This window comes from Pilosibacter rotomagensis (assembly GCF_045062245.2).
Lineage (GTDB): Bacteria > Bacillota > Clostridia > Lachnospirales > Lachnospiraceae > Pilosibacter.
The window spans coordinates 1609117-1630352 of sequence record NZ_CM170323.1; the positions used below are offsets into that span (position 1 = coordinate 1609117).

A 21236-nucleotide genomic window follows, 5' to 3' on the forward strand; every position below is an offset into this window, starting at 1 on the left:
GAAAAGAGGACGAAGTTATGGCAAAGAGCAGCGGATTTAAGCTGATCGCAAACAATAAAAAGGCATATTTTGATTTCTTCATCGATGACAAATTTGAGTGCGGTATCGCGCTTGCGGGAACCGAGGTAAAATCTCTCAGGATGGGAAAATGCAGCATCAAGGAATCTTTTGTGCGGATCACGAACGATGAGGTCATGATCTACGGCATGCACATCAGCCCGTACGAAAAGGGAAATATCTTTAATAAAGATCCGCTCCGCGAGCGGAAACTCCTGATGCACCGCTATGAGATCAACAAGCTGAAGGGAAAGATCCAGGAAAAAGGATACACGCTGGTCCCGCTTCAGGTGTACTTTAAGGGAAGTCTCGTAAAGGTTGAGATCGGTCTGGCGAGAGGTAAGAAATTGTACGACAAACGTGCGGATATCGCGAAAAAGGACCAGAGAAGAGAGCTTGAGAAAGAGTTTAAGGTGAAAAACCTGTATTAATAGCGGAGAAAATTGTTGTAAAGAGACCTCAGTCCGGAAAGAGACGATCTATCAGGTGCATTTTGGAGCAAACTACGAGACCGGGGAATACGGCTGGACAACAAATCTCGAGAAGGTGAAAAAGCAGATCGACTGGCAGTTAAAAGAATTTCCGGGGATACGATGGCGGCGGACCACTACGCGACACTGGAAAAACATGCTTCCGACTGTATCTCCTGCGGTCACTGCGATAAGCGCTGTCCGTTCCATGCCGTACAGACGGGAAGAATGAAGGAGATCGCGGCGTATTTTGGAAAATAGGCGGAAAGCTCTGTAATGGAAAAGCGGCAGAGGATCCGGAAGCTGAAATGACAGAAAATAAAAATGAGGAAAAGAGAACTGAGCCTGCCGGGGCAAGGTTCTCTTTTTTAATTTACGCGAACAACGAGCCAAAGTCCGCGCTTGCGCGAGATCTTGGCGACTGTCGCGATAACAAGGGGAAACTCGCGAAACGTGTTTTCACTTGTTTACGCGAACAACGAGCCAAAGTCCGCGCTTGCGCGAGACGCCCGAATGTGACAAGGCACATTTTTTTCATATCGAAGAACATGCCTTCACAGCAACATGCCGGTACTACCAATTCTGACAATCTAAAACATATGTCGAAACTGCACAAAAAAAGCAGAAATACGAAACATAATTATACAAAATCACAGGATTTCACAAACTATCGCAGTTTTGTCCACTGTTAAATTTTTCTGCGCACCGCTATAATAAAAGTACAAAATGAGTCGTGAGAAAAACAAAATGACCCAATCAGATGAAGGAGGAACAGTTTTATGAGAAAACGTACTTTGTCATTGGCACTTGCAGTTTCCATGGCAGCGATGTCCCTCGCAGGATGCGGCGGCGGTGGAACCACAACGGCAACCACAGCGGCGGCAGGCGGTGAGACAGCGGCAGCCGGAAGTGAAGCGGCAACGGAGGCAGCGAAAACGGACGATGCTGATCTTTCCGATGTAGAAAAGATCATCAAGGAAGCCGAAGGAATGTCGATGGAAGAGCTTGCAAAGAAAGCCATCGAGGAGTCCAACGGAAAGACCTTCTACGGTGTCGGAAACTCCAGCCGTGGTAAGAGCGCACTCCCGTTATTCATCGAATACCTGCAGTCGATCGACCCGTCCTACAATATGGAATATGAGTGGCAGCAGCCGAAGAACAACAAGATCTTTGAGCAGTTGACCGCAGATTCCTTAAAGACCGAGGGAACTTTCGCGATGACCCTGATCCAGGACGGCAACCAGATCCAGACGAAGATGGTAGAGCCGGGAATCTTAAAGACTTATATCCCGAAGGAATGGGCAGAGGCAAACGGGACCACACCGGATGCATATGAAGGATTCCTTCCGTTGCAGACCTTAAACAAGGTATTCATGTACAATAGCACCGGAAGCGCAGAGTACAATAACTGCTGGGATTTCGTGGCAGAAGGCGTTCATCCGTTATACATGGATATCGATTCCGAGATCGTCGGAAAGAACTTCTTATACATGCTGACAGAAGATAAGTATGCGGGATGGTTAAAAGATGCTTACGATGCTCTCGATGATACAAAGAAAGCATACTTCAAGCCGGTCATCGACGAGATGGCAGCAGATGCCGAGGATCTTGGACTTGGCGAGAACGGCGCATACGCACTTGCATGGATCAAACTCTGGGTTGAAAATTACAACGAGCAGACAGATGATGGTCCGATCTGCAACACACTTGTATCTGATTCCGCAACGGATCAGGCTGGCCTTTTAGTTTACTCCAAACTTCGTTCCGTAGAAGAGTCCGCAGGCGTTTCCTTAAATAACATTAAGGTTGCCGCTTATCAGGACGGCTACAAAGGCATCGGCGGTTACGGTTACTGCCATTACCTTTTCGTTACAAACAACAGCCCGCTTCCGTGGACTGCATGTGCATTCATCCAGTACATGACATGCACAGAGGACGGTTTCTCCGCATGGGGCAAAGACATGGGCGGCTACTCCGCAAACCCGGAAGTTGCAGCAGCGATCGAGGAAACTTATCATCACAGCAAGGGCGGCTACAACGAGGCCGGCGAAGATGTATATCCGTGTAAAGATGACCGTGGATATGACTGGTGGACAACTGACGGCGAGTTAGTTCTGGAAGATCCGGACTACTGCGCATCCGTTTCCTTCACAGTCGGAAGCTGGATCGAACTTCTCACGAAGTACAGTGACTCTGCTAAGTAAATCTGACTGACACTTGAGAGGGTGCCGTACATGCGTGCGGCGCCCTCGTGTTACATATGGCATCTGCCGTAACAAACGGCATCCATGTTTTAGGAAAGGAGCGGACATTTCTGTGAATGGATATAACCGGGTAAAAACATATTTTTCAAAACCGCAGAACATCATCCTTCTCCTGTTCGGCATCGTACTGACTTTCTCCACTGTTGCACCAATCGTTGCGATCGTAAAGGATACGATCACGATCCATCCGGGAACCATCGACGCCCACCTCGCGGGAAAAGCGTCCGGTTACACGCTGGTCAACTATGTGGACCTCTTTACAAGCCGTCTGGCGAAGACAAACCTCTGGAAGCCGCTGTGGAATACGATCCTCTTAGCAGTATTTACCTGCACGATCTCCATCATTTACGGCGGAACCTTCGCATTTTTAGTAACAAGAACAAACCTGAAATTCAAAAAATATTTAAGCTCTATTTTCATTTTTCCGTACATCATGCCGCAGTGGACACTCGCCGTTGTATGGCAGAACGTGTTCAACAGCAACGCGGTTGTCGGAACGTCAAACGGACTTCTTGCATCTCTTGCGGGGATCTGTATGCCGAAATGGTGGTGTCAGGGGCTGTTCCCGAGTTCCGTTGTCTTAGGACTCCATTATGCGCCGTTCGCCTATATCCTGATCGGCGGTATTTTCCGGAATATGGATGCGAACCTTGAGGAGGCAGCGACGATCCTTGATACACCGAAGCTCAAGACGATGTTCCGGATCACGCTCCCGATGGTAAAACCGGCGATCCTCTCGACGATCCTTCTTGTATTCGGAAGTTCGATGGGAAGCTACCCGGTACCGCATTACTTAGGTCTTACAACGCTTTCCACAAAGTATATCTCCTTAAACTCCAAGTACACAGGTGAGGCGAGTATCCTGGCGATCATCATGATGATCTTCGGAGTCGCGATCCTCACGATGAACCAGGTGAGCTTAAAGAGCCGGAAAAATTACACGACAGTCACCGGTAAATCGGGACAGCTGTCAAAGATGAACCTTGGAAAAGTCGGAAAATATGCGATCGGTATCGTGATGATCGTCCTGACATTCTTTACAAGTATCTTCCCGATCTTCTCCTTCGCACTTGAGACCTTCCTTCCGAACCCGGGCGATTACAGCTTCCTCTATACAGGAGATCTGAGTAACCTGACAACGAAGTGGTGGATCACAAAGGAGAATATCACCGAGAACGGTATGTACGGACAGCACGGCATCCTCTACAACAATACGATCTGGCATGCATTTGCAGGAACCTTGCTCGTCGCTGTCTGCTGTGCCCTGCTTGCCGGAACGATCGGTACCCTGATTGGATATGCGGTCGCGAAGAACCGCAGAAGCCGGTGGGCGAGCTATGTAAATGGTGTGGCATTTCTTCCGTACCTGATGCCGTCCATCGCAGTTGGTGCAGCGTTCTTCATCCTGTTTTCGAATGAACATATCAACCTCTTTAATACATATACGCTGCTGATCATCGCAGGTACGATCAAGTACATCCCGTTTGCGAGCCGGAGCGCGCTGAACTCCATGCTGCAGATCAGCAATGAGATCGAGGAGGCGGCGATCATCCAGGATATCCCATGGACGAAACGAATGTTCCGGATCATCATCCCGATCCAGAAGTCAGCGATCATCAGCGGATACATGCTCCCGTTCATGACATGTCTCCGTGAGCTGTCCCTGTTCCTGCTCTTATGTACGCAGGGCTTTATCCTCTCGACAACGCTCGATTACTTCGACGAGATGGGACTTTACGCGTTCTCGAGTGCGATCAACCTGATCCTGATCGTTACGATCCTGATCTTCAATACATTAGTCAATAAGCTGACAGGTGCAAGCCTTGACGATGGAATAGGAGGAAACTAATATGCCGGAAATCACATTGAGAAATATCACAAAACGCTGGGGGAAATTTTACGGGGTCGATCATCTGAACCTGGATATCGCGGATAACTCCTTCATCACACTGCTTGGACCTTCCGGATGCGGAAAGACGACGATCCTCCGTATGATCGCAGGACTTGAAACGCCGACGACCGGTCAGATCAAGATCGGGGACAAGGTGGTCTTTGACAGTGAGGCGGGGATCAACATTCCTGCCAACAAGCGAAAAGTCGGTTTCCTGTTCCAGAACTACGCACTGTGGCCGAACATGACCGTCTACCAGAACATTTCCTTCGGTCTCAGCAATATCAAGGAGAAACTCCCGAAATATGATTTTGATGCCATGACGACCGGGGAACTGATCCGGGCTTTAAAGAGCGGAAAGAAGATCAAAGAGCTCGTGGAAGAGTGCCGCGATAAGCGCGGAAAACTCGACACGGATAAGGTATATCTGAAGTTTATCGACGCGTTCATCCTCTCGATCTATACAGCAAAAATCCTCTACGGATACGGGATCCAGGATGCAGCGGATCCGGATGCGGCTGCGAAGGCGAAGGCGGAGGAGCTGAAAAAGAAACTGGACGGGATCAGAAAATCCTATGAAGCAAAAGGACAGTCCCTGAATGACGAATATGCGATCGTATCCGGCGGAAAAGTCCTCACCGAGGAGAGAAAACTCACAAAAGAGGAGATCGATAAATCCGTCCGCAGAGTCTCCCGGATCGTAAAGATCGGGATGTTCATGAACCGCTACCCGGCAGAACTTTCCGGCGGCCAGCAGCAGCGTGTCGCGATCGCGAGAACGCTTGCCCCGGAGCCGTCCGTGCTCTTCATGGATGAGCCGCTGTCCAACCTGGATGCGAAGCTCCGTCTTGAGATGAGATACGAGCTGCAGAGACTACATGTGGAGACGGGAAGCACCTTTGTCTATGTCACACATGACCAGATGGAGGCGATGACGCTGGCGACGAAGATCTGTCTGATCAACAACGGGGTCCTTCAGCAGTATGACGCACCTCTTGATGTATACAACCGACCGGCGAACCTCTTTGTTGCGGACTTCGTCGGAAATCCGTCGATCAACTTTGTGGAGGCGAAAGGAAAGGAACAGGCGGACGGAAGCTTCCGCTTTACGATCCTGGATGACCTCGAGGCGACTTTCCGGCCGAATGAGCCGATCGATATGGATGCCTGGTTCAGAAAGCGTGATCAGGATGCGGCGGACCTGGAAGCCCAGCGGCTGGAGATGTTAAAGGATAAGAAGGCTGTCGAGAAGAGCAATAAGGATGAAGTATTTAAATATCATATCGCGAAGGTCGATGAATCCGACTATGCGGTTGAGGAAGAGCCGGAGATCACCAACGAGGATTTTGTCCTTGCGATCCGGCCGGAAGCATTAAAGCTTTCGAAAGACGGTTCTGTCGCATCTACGATCTACGGAGCGATGCCGACCGGTATGGAGTCGACCGTGAAGTTAAAGATAGGAAAGTACCTCCTGACAGGCGTGATCTTCGGAGGCGTTACCTTTAAGCTCGGCGAGGAGACAGGTGTGGACATCGCAGGTACGGATATCCTGCTGTTTGACAGGAAGTCCGGGAAGGCGATCGCGGCTGGAAGTCTCAGCGTGAAAGGGTGAAAAGCTGATATTGGATTTATAAAATTGAATGATGAGTAGAGGAGTGCGGCAGATCTGTGAGTGGGTCTGCCGCACCTTTTTGCGTATGCAGCCGGTCGCGTTGCACAGCGCCGTTGCGAAAGGTTGGCAGTTCAGGGATGGTTGTGGGGATTAAAGCGTTGCATGGGAGGGAAAAGTCTGGTAAGATGGAACGAAGGAGAAAAATCGAAAGAAACCAAAGAAAAGAAAGGTGGAACCGAAAGAGCGTTTTCTTGCGGTAAGAGTATATTATGAGAAAAGAAACAGCAGGCTGGCTGACGGCAATTCTGACATGTGTCTTGCTTACAGGCTGCGGAAGTCAGGCAGCCGGGGCAGCGAGAACGGCGGCAGCCATTGGAAGTCAGGCCGGGAGTACGGAAGAGATGGCTGATCATTCTGAAGAAAAGGCGGAAAAACCGCGCGTGGTCCTGCAGCAGGAGGAGATGGGAAAAGAGACAGAACGGTCGGAGAGCGAAGCAGGAACAGAGCCGGAACCTGAGACGGATACGCCGGATCCTTACGCGGATCTTTTAAAGGATCCGGAAGTGATGGCGGCAAATAAGATCTATGCGAAGGAGACAGCAGAGCCCGGAAAGACGCGGATCGTCTTTGCGGGTGATATCCTGTTTGACTCCCACTATGCGATCATGGCATCGCTTTTAAAGCGCGGACAGGGAATCGAAGGCGGGATCTCCGCGGATCTTCTCTCCATCATGCGGGACGCAGATATTTTTATGGTAAACAACGAGTTCCCGTACACGAACCGCGGGACGCCGACGGCCGGAAAAAAGTTTACCTTCCGGGCGGATCCGAAGTATGCGTCCTGGCTGTTTGACATGGGCGCAGATCTTGTGTCGCTCGCGAACAACCACGCGTATGATTACGGGGAGGTGTCCCTGACGGACACGCTCGATACGCTGGAGTCCATCGGAATGCCGTATGTCGGAGCCGGGAGAAACCTCGAGGAAGCGGTCAGACCGGTTTCTTTTATCGCAAACGGGAAGAAATTTACGTTCATCTCCGCGACACAGATCGAACGGCTGAATCCGCCGGATACGAAAGGGGCGACGGAGACATCCCCGGGCGTGTTCAGGTGTCTCGATATCACAAAACTCCTGGAAGTGATCGGGGAGGCAAGAGCGGACAGTGACTATGTGATCGTGTACATCCACTGGGGGACCGAAGGAACTGACAAGCTGGACCACTGGCAGACGGAACAGGCTGCGCAGATCGCGGCAGCAGGCGTGGATCTCATCATCGGGGATCACCCGCATGTGCTGCAGCCGATCGGGTATGTGGGGGAAGTTCCGGTCGTGTACAGCCTCGGAAATTACCTCTTTAACTCAAAGAGTCTCGACACCTGCCTCGTCGAGGCGGTGTTTGGAACGGAGGGACTGGAGTCCCTGCAGTTTATCCCGGCAAAGCAGGAAAACTGCCGTGTCACGAAGGCGGAAGGAGCGGAGAAGGAGCGGATTCTTGCATATATGAGGAAGATCTCCCCGGAAACTGCGATCGATGACAACGGGTTTATCACTGCCAGATAGGACGTTGCTTTTTTGAGGGAAAGATCAGGAGAATCATGAAAATGCTCTGCTGAAAATACAGACCGCAGCAGAGACTCGGAAAACGCATGGGATTGCAGACAGAAGATGTGTCGGAATCCCATGCATTTTTTATCAATAATACTGCAGATTGCAGTGCGTTCCAATAAGCAGCGGGGTGCTTGATGATCAATGGAGAACGGACTGTCTGAATCTGCAGCCCGACTGATAAAGAAGAACGGATCGAGGATTCTTTTAGAAAAAATTCATAGGAAATTTATTTTTTTCATAAATATTCAACAAAAGGTTGCAAATGAAAAACTTTACCGCTATAATATATAAAAAAAATAAAGAGCTGCCTAATCAATATGGCAGTGGAAAGAAGGGGTCATCTATGAGTGAGAACAGTTCCGCAAAGAAAAGCCTCCTTGATCGTATTCTGGATGCGATTGAGCGTGCCGGAAACAAACTTCCGGACCCGATCACGATGTTCCTTGGACTGGCGATCATTGTCACGATCATTTCAGCGATCTGCAGTGCAGCCGGCGTCTCCGCGGTAAACCCGGCGGATGGATCAACGATCGAGGTATTTAACCTCCTGTCCCTCGATGGAATTCGTTATCTCTGGACGAATGTCATCACAAACTTCTCCGGCTTTGCACCGCTCGGCATGGTGCTTGTCGCTGTCATCGGTTCTTCCGTTGCAGAGAAGAGTGGTTTCCTCGTTGCCGTCATGGTCAATTTCCTTGGCAAGGCAAAAGGATGGATCGTCACCATGGTCATCATGTTCCTCGGAATCAACTTAAATATTGCCGGTGATGCAGGCTTTATCGTACTGCCGCCGCTTGCAGCGATCCTGTACATGTCCATCGGACGTCATCCGCTTCTCGGAATGTACACCGCATTCGCATCGGTTGCAGCCGGTTTCTGTGCGAACATTCTTCTCGGTCTTTCCGATGCACTTGCATACGGATTCACAGAGCAGGCAGCACAGATGATCGATCCGAACTATCAGCAGTCCATCGCGATCAACTGGTATTTCCTGATCGTCTCCTGCATACTTCTTACGATCGTGGGTACGATCCTGGTTGAGAAAGTTCTTCTTCACCGTTTCCCGGTTTCAAAAGAAGAACTTGCCAAATACGATTTTGATGAAGATAATTCCAACATCACACCGATCCAGAAAAAGGGAATTGCAGCAGCAGGTCTTTCTGTTTTGATCTATGCGGCTGTCGTAGTCTTCATGTGCCTGCCGATCTTCGGCGGACGTGCGATCCTCGCAGATGAGAACGGATCCATCACAAGCGGTGCATCCCCGTTCTCAAAGGGTATCGTCTTTACGGTCACTTTATTCCTCATGATCCCGGGTATCGTTTACGGTGTTGTGATCGGAAAGTATAAAAATGATAAAGATGTCTGGGCGGATATCAGCCAGGGCTTTGCCGAGATGGGAAACTATGTATTCATGTGCTTCTTCATCGCCATCTTTACAAACTTCTTCTCCGTATCAAAACTCGGAACTGTCCTTGCGATCAAGGGAGCAAACCTTTTAAGCACGATCGGATTTACAGGAATCCCGCTGCTTCTTGGCCTGATCTGCCTTTCCTGTATCGTCAACATCTTTATTGGATCTGCTTCTGCAAAATGGGCGATCCTTGCACCGGTATTTATTCCGATGATGATGTTGATGGGCTTCGATCCGGCGATCACACAGGTCGTTTATCGAATCGGCGATTCCATCACAAACCCGCTGTCTCCGTTATTTACATACCTTCCGGTCATTCTGGGCTTTGCTCACAAGTATGACGAGAAGGTTGGTCTCGGAACTGTCATCGCGAACATGCTTCCGTTCTCGGTAACATTCGCGATTGCATGGATCCTTCAGGTTGTGATCTGGGTTCTCTTAAACCTTCCGCTTGGACCTGGAGGAGCGATCTATCTGTAGAAACAAACGGAAATGTTTGAGCAGATAAAAGAACTATAGTAAAAAAGAGCACCGCATGAGATGGCAGTTATGCCGTGCAGTGCTCTTTTTACTTGTTAAGAAAGGAGCACTTATGAATTTTGCAAAAAGAGCAGAGGAAACAGAGAGTGCGATCATAAAAGACCGCCATTTCCTCCATGAACATGCCGAGCTTTCTTTCGAGGAGAAAGAGACAACGGCATATCTCGTCTCAGAACTTGAAAAAATGGGGATCCCGGTGCAGACATTCCCGGATTATACGGGCTGCATCGCGACCATAAAAGGAGAAAAAGGAGACGGACCAACGATCCTGCTCCGCGCGGACATCGATGCACTCCCGATCATGGAGGAGAGCGGAGTCGATTTCGCGAGCAGGACTCCGGGCGTGATGCATGCCTGTGGCCATGACTGCCACGCGTCGATACTTTTAGGGGCGGCGAGACTCTTAAAGGAGCAGGAAAAGGAATTAAAGGGAACTGTAAAACTCCTGTTTCAGGCGGCGGAAGAGGCGTTTATCGGAAGCCATTACTATGTGGATCACGGATATCTGGAAGGGATCGACGCGGCGATGGGAATGCATGTGTGGCCGACAGGCCCTGCCGGACAGGTCCTTATCAAAGATGGAGAGCTGATGGCAAGCTGTGACAACTTTAAGATCACGGTCCACGGCATTTCGACCCACGGCTCCATGCCGCATCTCGGAAAGGACGCGATCGTCGCGGCGAGCTCGATCCTGCTCGGACTCCAGCACATTGTGAGCCGTGTGAATGATCCGTTGAATTCGCTGGTCGTTTCGGTCGGAAAGGTCTCCGCGGGAACCCAGTTCAACATCATCACGGACACCGCTGTCATGGAAGGAACTGTCCGCTGTTACGCGAAGGAGACACGGGCGATGGTCGAGGAGACCATGAGAAGGATCGTGACGGATATCGCAGCTGCGGAAGGATGCACGGCGGAGCTCGAATATTCCTATCTGGAGCCGTCGGTTGTAAACGGGGATCCGGAGCTTACGAAGATCGCCAGGGAGGCTGCGGAAAAGCTCTACGGACCGGGTGCATGGGCTGAGGCGAAGAAGGCAAGCGGAAGTGAGGACTTCTCCTATGTGATGGATCATATCCCGTCTTCCATGTTCGCATTTTTAGGCTGCTATGATGAGAACGACAAGGACATCTATCCGCTCCACAACGGAAAATTCAGAGTCAACGAGAAGATCCTGAAAAAGGGAGCTGCGTTCTACGCGCAGTTTGCCGCAGATTATCTGGAGAAAAAGGGAGGAGAAGAGCGATGAGAGTACAGGAACTTGCAAAAGAACAGGAAGCATATGTGATCGCGTGCCGCCGCCATCTCCATGAACATCCGGAACTCAGCACGCAGGAAGTTGAGACGACAAAGTTCATCAAAGCGGAGCTTACAAAGATGGGGATCCCGGTACAGGAATTCGACGGGATCACCGGCTGCGTCGGAACGATCGAGGGGACGATGCCGGGAAAGACCGTGATGCTGCGCGCGGACATCGATGCGCTCCCGATCCAGGAAAATCCGGGGAAATCATACTGCAGCAAAAATCCGGGCGTAATGCATGCCTGCGGTCATGACTGCCACACGGCGATGCTGCTCGGAGCTGCGAAGATCTTAAGTGCAAACCGTGATAAAATTCACGGGACCGTGAAGCTGATCTTCCAGATGGCGGAGGAGATCGGAAGAAAATCGGAGGAATATGTAAAACGCGGGGCGTTGGAAGGCGTGGATGCGATCTTCGGAATGCATATCTGGGCGACGATGCCGACCGGAACCGCAAACTTTGAATCCGGCGAGCGGATGGCGTGCAGCGACCGCTTTACGATAAAGATCCATGGTCAGAAAGCACACGGAAGTGCCCCGAATCTCGGAAAAGACGCGATCCTGGCGGCGGCGGCGGCGATCCAGGTCCTCCAGACGATCCCGAGCAGGATCAATGACCCGTTCAATGCACTCGTCGTCTCCGTCGGAATGTTCCACGGGGGAACAAAGGAGAACATCATTGCGGATGAGGCGGAGCTTGTCGGAACGGTGAGAGCCTTCAACCGGGAATTCCGGAACGGAATGCCGGAGCTGATCAAAAAGGTCGTGGAGCCGACGGTCGAAGGATATGGATGTACAGCGGAGTTTGACTACTATTTCGGACCGAGCCCGCTGATCAATGACAATGAGGAGCTCGTGAAGACAGCGAGACGCGCGGCTGCGGAGGAGATGGGCGAGGAAGCACTCATCCCGTTAAAGAAGATGACAGGGGCCGAGGACTTCAGCGTCTACACGGAACATGTCCCGGGCGTGTTCGGCTATCTCGGCTGCAGAAATGAGGAAAAAGGCGTCACAGCACCGCATCATCATCCGTCATTCGATGTGGATGAGGACGTTCTGTTCCACGGCACAGGGATCTATGCGCAGTTTGCATTAGACTATTTGGAATAACCTTTTGCCAATTTTCCTGTTTACAGAAAAAATATCCTATGTTATAATACGCTCTAGACGTTTCCTGTACCAGTCTGCCCTTTTGGAGCTCGGCGGTGCGGAAAAGAATAGAAACAGTATACGAAAAGGATGGAACTGATATGGCAACATTACTTGAAACATGGAGAAACCTCGCTTACGGCGACGGTCTCGATGATAAAAAGAAAGAAGAACTCTGGACAAACTATTTTACGATCGAGAAAGGCATCTACGAGAAGATCCTCTCCAACCCGACAGAGGTTGTTGAGGGAACTGTAAAAGAGCTTGCTGAGAAGTATGGCACAGAAGTTCTCATTATGACCGGTTTCCTCGATGGAATCAACGAGAGCTTAAAGGGATATGAGAACCCGATCGACACAATGACAGAGGATACTGTTGTTAAGATCGAGATCGATCCGGAGAAGCTTTACTACAATATGGTAGAGGCAAAGGCTTCCTGGCTCTATGAGCTTCCGCAGTGGACAGAGATCCTCTCCGCTGAGACAAGAACCGAGCTCTACAAGAAGCAGAAAGCTTCCGGAACCGTACGCCGCCAGGGCCACAAGATCTACCCGAACGATCCGTGTCCGTGCGGAAGCGGAAAGAAGTACAAAAAGTGCTGCGGCCGCAACGCATAAGATGAAACGTAAGCCATTACCTATTGCGGGTAGTGGCTTTTTCATTACTGTACACGGGCAGGAATTTTCTGAACGGAAAATTCTGTGTGATACAGTTGTGACCGCGGATTGATAAGGAGAAAAAACAATGCAGGCATATACAGGATTTGCCGCTGTCTATGATACGTTCATGGACAATATCCCATATGAAGAGTGGTGTGAGTATCTCACAGGACTTTTAAAAGAGCAGGGAGTTTCAGAAGGACTGCTCCTGGATCTCGGCTGCGGGACTGGAAGTCTCACGGAGCTTCTGGCAAAGTCCGGCTACGATATGATCGGAGTCGATAATTCCGAAGAAATGCTGGAACTTGCCCTGGAAAAGAAGGAAAAATCCGGAAGCGATATCCTCTATCTCTGCCAGGATATGAGGGAATTTGAGCTTTACGGCACGGTGGCGGCGGTTGTCTCCATCTGTGACTGTATAAATTATATTCTGGAGCCGGAGGATCTGACGGAGGTGTTCCGCCTGGTCAACAACTATCTCGATCCGGGCGGAGTCTTTATCTTTGATCTGAATACCGAGTACAAATACCGGGAGATCATGGGTGACAGTACGATCGCCGAGGACCGGGACGACTCCAGCTTTATCTGGGACAACCAGTACGAAGAAGAGGAAAAGATCAATATCTACGACCTGTCGATCTTCGTCCGGGAAGAGGGAGACCTTTTCCGGAAATATCACGAGACGCACTACCAGCGGGCGTATTCCCTGGAGGAAGTGAAACGCGCGATCAGTGAGGCAGGCATGGAATTTGTTGCCGTTTATGACGCGTTTACGAAAAATCCGCCGCGAAAAGACAGCGAGCGTGTTTATGTGATCGCGAGAGAACATGGAAAAGAAAGGAAATAGAGCATGAATGATTATATGATCCGTGCGACGGCTGCGGACGGACAGATCCGCGCCTTTGCCGCAACGACAAAAGAGATGGTGGAAACCGCGAAGAATGCCCACAATACAAGCCCGATCGCGACGGCTGCCCTGGGACGTCTCATGACGGCGGCTGCCATGATGGGATCCGACTTAAAGGGGGAAGGAGAACTCCTGACACTCCGGATCGAGGGAGACGGCCCGATCGGAGGACTTTTAGTGACTGCTGACGGAAAGGGCGATGTAAAGGGATACGCGTTCAATCCGGATGTCATGCTGCCGCCGAATGCGCAGGGAAAGCTTGATGTCGGCGGTTCCCTGGGACTCGGCGTCCTGAGTGTGATCAAGGATATCGGTTTAAAAGAGCCGTATGTGGGACAGACACAGCTCATCACGGGTGAGATCGCGGAAGATCTGACTTACTATTTTGCAACATCCGAGCAGGTTCCGTCCTCCGTCGCTCTCGGAGTCCTGATGAACAAAGACAATACCGTCCGTCAGGCCGGCGGCTTTATCATCCAGCTTCTTCCGGGCGCATCCGATGAGATCATCGACCGCCTTGAGGCAAAGCTTTCCGGAATTTCCTCCATCACATCCCTTCTCGATGCAGGAAAGACTCCGGAGGAGATCCTGACAGATATTCTCGGGGAGTTCGGACTTGAGATCTTAAAGAAGATGCCGGTGCAGTTCCACTGCGACTGTGAGCGTTCCAGAGTGGAGAAGGCGATCATCAGCATCGGAAGAAAAGAGATCCAGGATATGATCGATGAGGGAAAAGAAATCGAGGTCAACTGCCAGTTCTGCAACAAACATTATAAATTCTCTGTGGATGAACTGGGTGAGATGTTAAAAAAGGCGACAAGAGAGTAACTGAGGATCCGCCGCGGGCAGACCTCTACAAAAATATGGATCTTTGCCGGATCGCACACCGGAAGATGGAACGGTCCGGAAGATAAGGAAATAAAGATATGAGTTCTGTTAAGTTAAATGATGAGGAAAAACGGCTGCTTTGCAATGCATGGCATCATTTTCTGACGATCACGCACCACAAGCTGGTTGTCATGGAAGGATGTTTTAAGGTGGGGCTGTTTAAACAGGGACTGCTCCATGACCTGTCAAAATATTCCTGGGAGGAATTTCGGACAGGAGTAAAGTATTATCAGGGAACGAGAAGCCCGAATGCTGCGGAGAAGGAAGAGAAAGGATATTCCTCCGCATGGCTTCATCATAAAGGAAGAAACAAGCATCATTTTGAGTACTGGACTGACGTGTCCACAGCGGAAAACAACTGGAAGATCGTCGGAGTGAAGATGCCGGTGAATTATCTGGCAGAGATGGTCATGGACCGGATCGCCGCATCTAAGATCTATCAGGGAAAGAATTACACGGACGCGGCGCCGTATACCTATTTCTCCAGAAACAAGGAATTTATCGTCATGCATCCGGAGACGAAGGCATGTCTCGATAAGATCCTTCTGATGTTAAAGGAAAAGGGCGAGAGAAAAACGTTCGCATATATCAGAAAACTTCTGAGAGACGGGGATTATTAGAGGAACAGATGTGCAGGCAAAACGACAGCAGCGGGAAGAGAGAAGGATCTCACAGTCGGCTGCTGTCATCATTGTCATGCCGGTTCCCGGAAAATGACGATCGTGGGCGGGATCTGTGTTCATGTGCGGTCATTTCAGAAATGAAAAGATCTCATGGATGTAGTGATTCAGTTTTTCGGCATCGGAAAAACAGTCTTCCCGGACTTCAAAAAATCCTGTTTTATCTTTGCAGGAAGTTTTAAATTCCGGTTCCCAGATATCCGCGGGCTGAGGGAGAAAGACGCTGTCTTTTTTCGTATAGCAGGTCTCCTTCGTTGCCTTGATCCGGGCGTCCTTGTCAACAAACTCGCCGACGCTCTTATGGATCGCAGTGTCCTCGTAGATCAGATAGTAGTAGTCTTTATAGTTCGGATAGTAATATTTCAATGTGCCTTTGTAGACCCGGATGGAAAGCTCCATCCGGTCTTTGTCTGCCCGAAAAGCGTAGGCGGGGACAGAGGCACTCACCGGGGCCGGAAGGATCGTTTCCGGATCTCCGGCCAGGGAGAGGAGAAGCCGGTCCGTCTCACCGGAAGCTTCCCTCACAGAGCTCAATGTGAAATCCTGAGCGAAAAAGTCCGGATAGAAGAGGACTGGGAGAAGTGACGGCATTCCTTTTAAGTCATCCTCGTTGTGGAGGAGAAGAAGGCGCTTTTCTTCCTCATCCCGGGTCTTCAGATAGTCCAGATAGACTTCGATCAGCTCGCCGCCGTTATAGAGATCCTCGCGGCTGATCTTTAAAAACCGCTCGATGGTCTTCTGCTTCATGTCAGGCAGACCGAGGAGTTTTTTGAATGGTTTGATCCGGCGGAAGATATCGATGCTTTCCACGCAGTCAAACGTGGGAGTGAGCTTTAATGTGCCGGCGCGCTTTGTGACAAAGGGGATATCGAACATGTCCCCGTTGAAATGGACGAGGGTGCGGAAATTCTTTAAAAATTCAAAAAATGCATTGAGGACATCGGCCTCGGCAGTTTTTGTGTCGGCAAACCACTGGATAAAGCGGAGCTGATCTCCTTCCGGCCAGATACAACCGATGAGATACACCGTGTTGTAGTCAGCGGAGAATCCCGTGGTCTCGATGTCAAAAAAGACGAGTTTTTCCGGGTCGCCGAGGCGCTCTAACGGGTAGGCGATGGTGCCGGGAAATGTTTTTTCTATTGTGATCATACGTTTTTCCTGTAGTGTTTATGTTCGGTGTCTGCGTTTTCTGATTATACCTGTGGGCTTTTGGAAAGTCAATGAAGCATCGATAAAATAAAATCGAAAATATGTTCGATTCCACCAGCGGTTTTGCTTGCACTTAAATGGCGGCTATGGTATGATTACGACATGCATTATGATTAAGGAGGTTCATCCAGTGATTTCATATATACGCGGTCCTCTGGAGGAAAAGAGGGAAGATTCTGTCGTTGTCGAGGCGGGGAATATCGGCTACCGGATCTTTATTCCGTCGTCGGTTCTCGGGGAACTGCCGGGACTTGGGGAGGAAGTAAAGATCTATACCTATTTTTCTGTGCGCGAGGACGGAATGAGCCTCTATGGATTTCTCTCGAAACAGGATCTTGAGATGTTCCGCCAGCTGATCGGGGTGAACGGAGTGGGACCGAAGAGTGCGCTCGGGATCTTATCCGCCCTGAAGCCGGATGTCCTGCGGATGGCGGTGCTCTCCGGCGATGCGAAGGCGATCTCAAAGGCACCCGGTGTCGGAGCAAAGACGGCCCAGAGGATCATTCTTGACCTCAAGGACAAGGTAAAAGCGGAGGACGTCCTGTTTGCCGGGGTGGAACCGGAAGAGACAGGAAAGACGGAATTCTCCGGAATGGCGGAAGCCGGAAAAGAGGCAGTGGAGGCACTCACAGCGCTCGGATATTCCGCATCCGAGGCACAGACGGCCGTGAAGAAAGTGACGATCACGGAAACGATGACTTCCGAGGATGTGTTAAAGGGTGCGCTGAAACATCTTGCGTTTTTATGATACCGCAGCGTATGAGGTAATTCGGTATCAGAGGAGCAGAAACTAAGACAGGATAGGAAATATTATGAGCCGGAAAATCATTACGACCGAAGAGACGGAAGAAGATAAGAAAATAGATGGGACTCTGCGCCCGCAATATTTAAAAGATTATATCGGTCAGGAGAAGATCAAATCCACATTGAAGATCTTCATCGATGCGGCGAAGAGCCGCGGGGAGGCGCTCGATCATGTGCTTTTCTACGGTCCTCCGGGACTTGGAAAGACAACGCTCTGCGGGATCATCGCGAACGAGATGGGCGTGAATCTGAAAGTGACCTCCGGTCCCGCGATCGAGAAACCGGGGGAGATGGCCGCGATCTTAAATAATCTCCAGGAAGGCGATGTCCTGTTTGTGGATGAGATCCACAGACTGAACCGCCAGGTGGAGGAAGTATTATATCCCGCGATGGAGGATTTTGCCATCGATATCATGCTGGGAAAAGATTCCTCGGCCCGCTCGATCCGGCTGGATCTTCCAAAATTTACGCTGGTGGGCGCAACGACGAGGGCAGGACTTTTGACAGCCCCGCTCCGTGACCGTTTCGGCGTGATCCAGCGGCTGGAATTTTATACGCCGGAGGAACTCTGTGTGATCGTAAAGCGCTCCGCGAAGGTTCTCGGCGTTGAGATCGATGAGGAGGGCGCGTTCGAGATCGCCAGAAGATCCAGAGGAACTCCGAGACTGGCAAACCGCCTCTTAAAGAGAGTGCGCGACTTTGCCCAGGTAAAATATGACGGCGCGATCACAAGAGATGTGGCGGACTTTGCCCTCGATATCCTGGATGTCGATAAACTCGGTCTCGACAATAATGACAGGACCCTGCTCCTCACGCTGATCCAGAAATTCTCCGGCGGTCCGGTGGGACTGGAGACGTTAGCAGCATCGATCGGGGAGGATTCCGGGACGTTAGAAGACGTATATGAGCCGTATCTTCTGATGAACGGGCTCATCATGCGCACTCCGAGAGGAAGAATGGCGACGGATCTCGCCTACAGACATCTCGGACTTGAGACGGCAAAAGAATGAAAAAATATGACAGCTGTGAGAATATGAAACAGTTACCAGTTAAGATAGATCTTTTCGCTGACCGGAAGGCAGAAGAACGGTCATGCGGGGAGAAAAAGTGAGGAATATTGGAATGGAAGAGAAGAATTATACAGAAGTACTGATCAATGGAAACGTCTATACACTGGGCGGAGCGGAAGACCCGGAATATCTGCAGAAAGTGGCTGCCTATATCAATGAAAAAGTTGCCGTATTAAAGGCGCAGCCGGGTTTTACAAGACAGAACAAAGATTACCAGGAAGTCATGATCTACTTAAATCTTGCGGATGATTATTTTAAGACGCTTCAGGAAGCGATGATGCTGCGCGCCCAGAAGGATGAGATGGAGAAAGAGATCTACAGCCTGAAACATGAGCTGATCAGCCTTCAGATGAAGCAGGAGGCTGCCCAGAAAGAGGACTAGCCGGGGAAAATACGGGTTGTCCCCGGAATGTGACTGTAAATATGTGCGGATCTGCAGCTGCTGGATCCAGCCAGCTGCAGATCCTGATGTAAAGAAGGAGACAAGATGAAGAACAGAACGGTTGAGATCCTCGCACCGGCCGGCTCCTACGAGAGTATGGTGGCAGCGGTGAACGCGGGAGCGGACGCAGTCTACATCGGCGGAAGCCGGTTTGGCGCGCGTGCTTATGCGAACAACCTGGATGAGGAGACGATGGTAAAGGCGATCGATTTTATGCACCTTCACGGATGCAGGATCTATATGACAGTCAATACTCTCGTCAAAGAAAAAGAAATGTGGGATCTGTATTCCTATCTGAAACCATATTACGAGGCGGGGCTGGACGCTGTCCTGGTCCAGGACATGGGCGCACTCACCTATATCCGGAAACACTTTCCGGATCTGCCGGTGCATATCAGTACCCAGATGACTGTGACGGGAAAGTACAGCGCGAGGGACTTAAAGTCGTTAGGCGCTGTCCGCGTGGTCCCGGCGAGAGAGCTTTCACTGAAGGAGATCCGCGAGATCTATGATGATACAGGGCTTGAGGTGGAGACGTTCGTCCACGGGGCGCTCTGCTACTGCTATTCCGGCCAGTGCCTGTTTTCAAGTCTGATCGGCGGGCGCAGCGGAAACAGAGGGCGTTGTGCCCAGACCTGCCGTCTGCCTTTTGACGCGGAGCAGAATGGAAAATATGTCAATAAAAAGAACGAGAAGTATCTTTTAAGCTTAAAGGACCTCTGCACCCTGGATCTGATCCCGGATATCCTGGAAGCAGGAGTCTGTTCCTTAAAGATCGAGGGACGGATGAAGAGCCCGCGCTATACGGCCGGTGTCGTGAGCATTTACCGGAAATATGTGGACCTCTATTTAAAAGAGGGCCGCGCCGGGTACCATGTAGACCAGGCGGACCGTGACGCCCTGCTCGCCCTTTTTGACCGCGGCGGGCAGTCACAGGGCTATTACAGAGCCCACAATGGCCGGGATATGGTAGTCCTGAAAGAAAAACCGGAATACCGCGACGTGAACCAGGAGCTTTTCGACTATCTGGACCGCACCTATGTAAATACGGAGAAGAAGATCCCGGTGACGGGAAATGCGTATATCGCGGTTGGAAACGCGGGATATTTTTCTGTGTCAGATGAGGCCGGAAATACGGCCTGGGAGGAATCCCAGCCTGCTGAGGAGGCAAAGAATGCCCCGATGGACGCGGAGCGCATCCGGAAACAGCTCTCAAAGACGGGAGATTCCATGTTCACCTTCACAGATCTCTCCGTGGAGTGCGAGGGAAATGTGTTCATGCCGGTACAGGCGTTAAATAAGATGCGTCGGGATGTCCTGGAAAAACTTAAGGAAGAGATCCTTTCCGGATATCGGAGAAACAGCTCAGTTCCTCCGACAAAGGAAGAGGAGACGCTTCCTGTAAGGGAACCGTCGGAAAAGATCCCGGAATTTACTGCGTTTGTCCAGACAAAGGCACAGTTCGAGACAGTTCTCGGGAAGTTCAAGATGTACCGGAAATTATCCGCGGGAGAATACGGGATCTATCTGGCGTCGGAGAGCTTTGATGCCCAGGAGTGGAAAAAACTTGCGGACCGCTGCCATGAGGCCGGAGTGAGATGTTATCTGATGATGCCGAGAATCTTCCGGAAAGAGGCGGAGCAGTATTTTAGAAAGCAGATGGATCTTTTAAAGAACGCCGGTTTTGACGCTCTCGGGATCGGATCAATGGAAGAACCGGGATTCCTTAAGGAAGCTGGGATCGGGCTGCCGCTCTTTTTTGACCAGGGAATGTATTCCTGGAACCACCTGGCCGGGGAGGCGATGGAGCAGTACGGGGCAGACCGTCTGACCGTTCCTGTGGAGTTGAATGAGCGGGAGATCCGGGATTCCGGGATCCACGGAGAGATGATCGTATACGGCTATCTGCCGATGATGATCTCCGCACAGTGTATCAGGAAGACGACGCTCGGATGTTCCGGAAAACCGGAGATCATGTGGCTGAAGGACCGCAAAGAGATGCGTTTCCCGGTGGTGAATCAGTGCCGTTTTTGTTATAACACGATCTACAACTCGGCTCCGCTTTCTCTTCTTGGACTTTCGGCTTCGGTGGAAGGACTCGGACCGAAGGCGCTCCGCCTGAACTTTACGGTAGAGGAACCGGCGGCTGCGGGCGAGATCCTGGACGCGTTTTTCGAGGAGTACGCTCTGGGAGAAAAGGCAGCAGAACCGTCTGTTTTGAAAAATCAGTTTACGCGCGGACATTTTAAGCGCGGAGTAGAGTAGGTGATA

18 protein-coding genes are annotated in these 21236 nt (G+C 50.7%); 17 read left to right on the forward strand and 1 reads right to left on the reverse strand.

The features are described 5' to 3' along the window. The first annotated feature begins 17 nt into the window (after positions 1-17). From smpB to ACI3EW_RS07195, 13 genes are all read left to right on the forward strand, one after another. Positions 18-488, forward strand: a complete 471-nt coding sequence (smpB, locus tag ACI3EW_RS07135) for an SsrA-binding protein SmpB (RefSeq protein ID WP_118297114.1) — start codon at positions 18-20, stop codon at positions 486-488. Between the two features lie 162 nt (positions 489-650). Next, a complete protein-coding gene (locus ACI3EW_RS07140) occupies positions 651-788 on the forward strand; it encodes a 4Fe-4S binding protein (RefSeq protein ID WP_118531686.1) in 138 nt (45 codons plus the stop codon). A 518-nt stretch (positions 789-1306) separates the two neighbouring features. Next, positions 1307-2731 (forward strand): hypothetical protein, encoded by a 1425-nt coding sequence (locus ACI3EW_RS07145; RefSeq protein ID WP_118531684.1) that lies wholly within the window; start codon positions 1307-1309, stop codon positions 2729-2731. A 112-nt stretch (positions 2732-2843) separates the two neighbouring features. Further along, positions 2844-4640 carry an ABC transporter permease gene (locus ACI3EW_RS07150; RefSeq protein ID WP_243021210.1) on the forward strand — a complete coding sequence of 599 codons (1797 nt, stop codon included), beginning with the start codon at positions 2844-2846 and terminating at the stop codon, positions 4638-4640. A gap of 1 nt (position 4641) precedes the next feature. Beyond that, complete coding sequence (locus ACI3EW_RS07155) at positions 4642-6294, forward strand: ABC transporter ATP-binding protein (protein WP_021904241.1); 1653 nt, start codon at positions 4642-4644, stop codon at positions 6292-6294. A 269-nt stretch (positions 6295-6563) separates the two neighbouring features. Beyond that, complete coding sequence (locus tag ACI3EW_RS07160) at positions 6564-7856, forward strand: CapA family protein (RefSeq protein ID WP_405582285.1); 1293 nt, start codon at positions 6564-6566, stop codon at positions 7854-7856. 391 nt (positions 7857-8247) lie between these two features. Beyond that, positions 8248-9798, forward strand: a complete 1551-nt coding sequence (locus ACI3EW_RS07165) for an AbgT family transporter (protein ID WP_405582282.1) — start codon at positions 8248-8250, stop codon at positions 9796-9798. A 112-nt stretch (positions 9799-9910) separates the two neighbouring features. After that, positions 9911-11104, forward strand: coding sequence for a M20 metallopeptidase family protein (locus ACI3EW_RS07170; protein WP_021904244.1), 1194 nt, complete (start codon positions 9911-9913; stop codon positions 11102-11104). Next, positions 11101-12267, forward strand: a complete 1167-nt coding sequence (locus ACI3EW_RS07175) for an amidohydrolase (RefSeq protein ID WP_405582279.1) — start codon at positions 11101-11103, stop codon at positions 12265-12267. The genes ACI3EW_RS07170 and ACI3EW_RS07175 overlap by 4 nt, the downstream gene beginning before the upstream one ends. A 140-nt stretch (positions 12268-12407) precedes the next feature. Next, complete coding sequence (locus ACI3EW_RS07180; protein ID WP_021904246.1) at positions 12408-12923, forward strand: SEC-C metal-binding domain-containing protein; 516 nt, start codon at positions 12408-12410, stop codon at positions 12921-12923. 127 nt (positions 12924-13050) lie between these two features. Continuing rightward, positions 13051-13812 carry a class I SAM-dependent DNA methyltransferase gene (locus tag ACI3EW_RS07185; RefSeq protein WP_405582273.1) on the forward strand — a complete coding sequence of 254 codons (762 nt, stop codon included), beginning with the start codon at positions 13051-13053 and terminating at the stop codon, positions 13810-13812. A 3-nt stretch (positions 13813-13815) separates the two neighbouring features. Beyond that, positions 13816-14700 (forward strand): Hsp33 family molecular chaperone HslO, encoded by an 885-nt coding sequence (gene hslO / locus ACI3EW_RS07190; RefSeq protein WP_118296771.1) that lies wholly within the window; start codon positions 13816-13818, stop codon positions 14698-14700. Positions 14701-14798: 98 nt separating this feature from the next. After that, complete coding sequence (locus ACI3EW_RS07195) at positions 14799-15380, forward strand: DUF5662 family protein (RefSeq protein WP_118296769.1); 582 nt, start codon at positions 14799-14801, stop codon at positions 15378-15380. Between the two features lie 129 nt (positions 15381-15509). On the opposite strand, the gene ACI3EW_RS07200 is transcribed toward ACI3EW_RS07195, so the two are convergent. Then, entirely contained in the window at positions 15510-16589 is a 1080-nt protein-coding gene (locus ACI3EW_RS07200) for a ribonuclease H-like domain-containing protein (RefSeq protein WP_405582269.1), read from the reverse strand. Positions 16590-16779: 190 nt separating this feature from the next. On the opposite strand from ACI3EW_RS07200, the gene ruvA reads away from it, so the two are divergent. The 4 genes from ruvA (at position 16780) to ACI3EW_RS07220 (ending at position 21230) form a co-directional block, all read left to right on the forward strand. Further along, positions 16780-17397 (forward strand): Holliday junction branch migration protein RuvA, encoded by a 618-nt coding sequence (gene ruvA / locus ACI3EW_RS07205; RefSeq protein WP_118296765.1) that lies wholly within the window; start codon positions 16780-16782, stop codon positions 17395-17397. Positions 17398-17461: 64 nt separating this feature from the next. Then, on the forward strand, positions 17462-18463 hold the full coding sequence (ruvB, locus tag ACI3EW_RS07210) for a Holliday junction branch migration DNA helicase RuvB (protein ID WP_405582265.1): 1002 nt from the start codon (positions 17462-17464) through the stop codon (positions 18461-18463). 112 nt (positions 18464-18575) lie between these two features. Beyond that, on the forward strand, positions 18576-18905 hold the full coding sequence (locus ACI3EW_RS07215) for a cell division protein ZapA (RefSeq protein WP_118296761.1): 330 nt from the start codon (positions 18576-18578) through the stop codon (positions 18903-18905). 105 nt (positions 18906-19010) lie between these two features. Next, positions 19011-21230 carry a U32 family peptidase gene (locus tag ACI3EW_RS07220; protein ID WP_405582260.1) on the forward strand — a complete coding sequence of 740 codons (2220 nt, stop codon included), beginning with the start codon at positions 19011-19013 and terminating at the stop codon, positions 21228-21230. Positions 21231-21236: the final 6 nt, after the last annotated feature.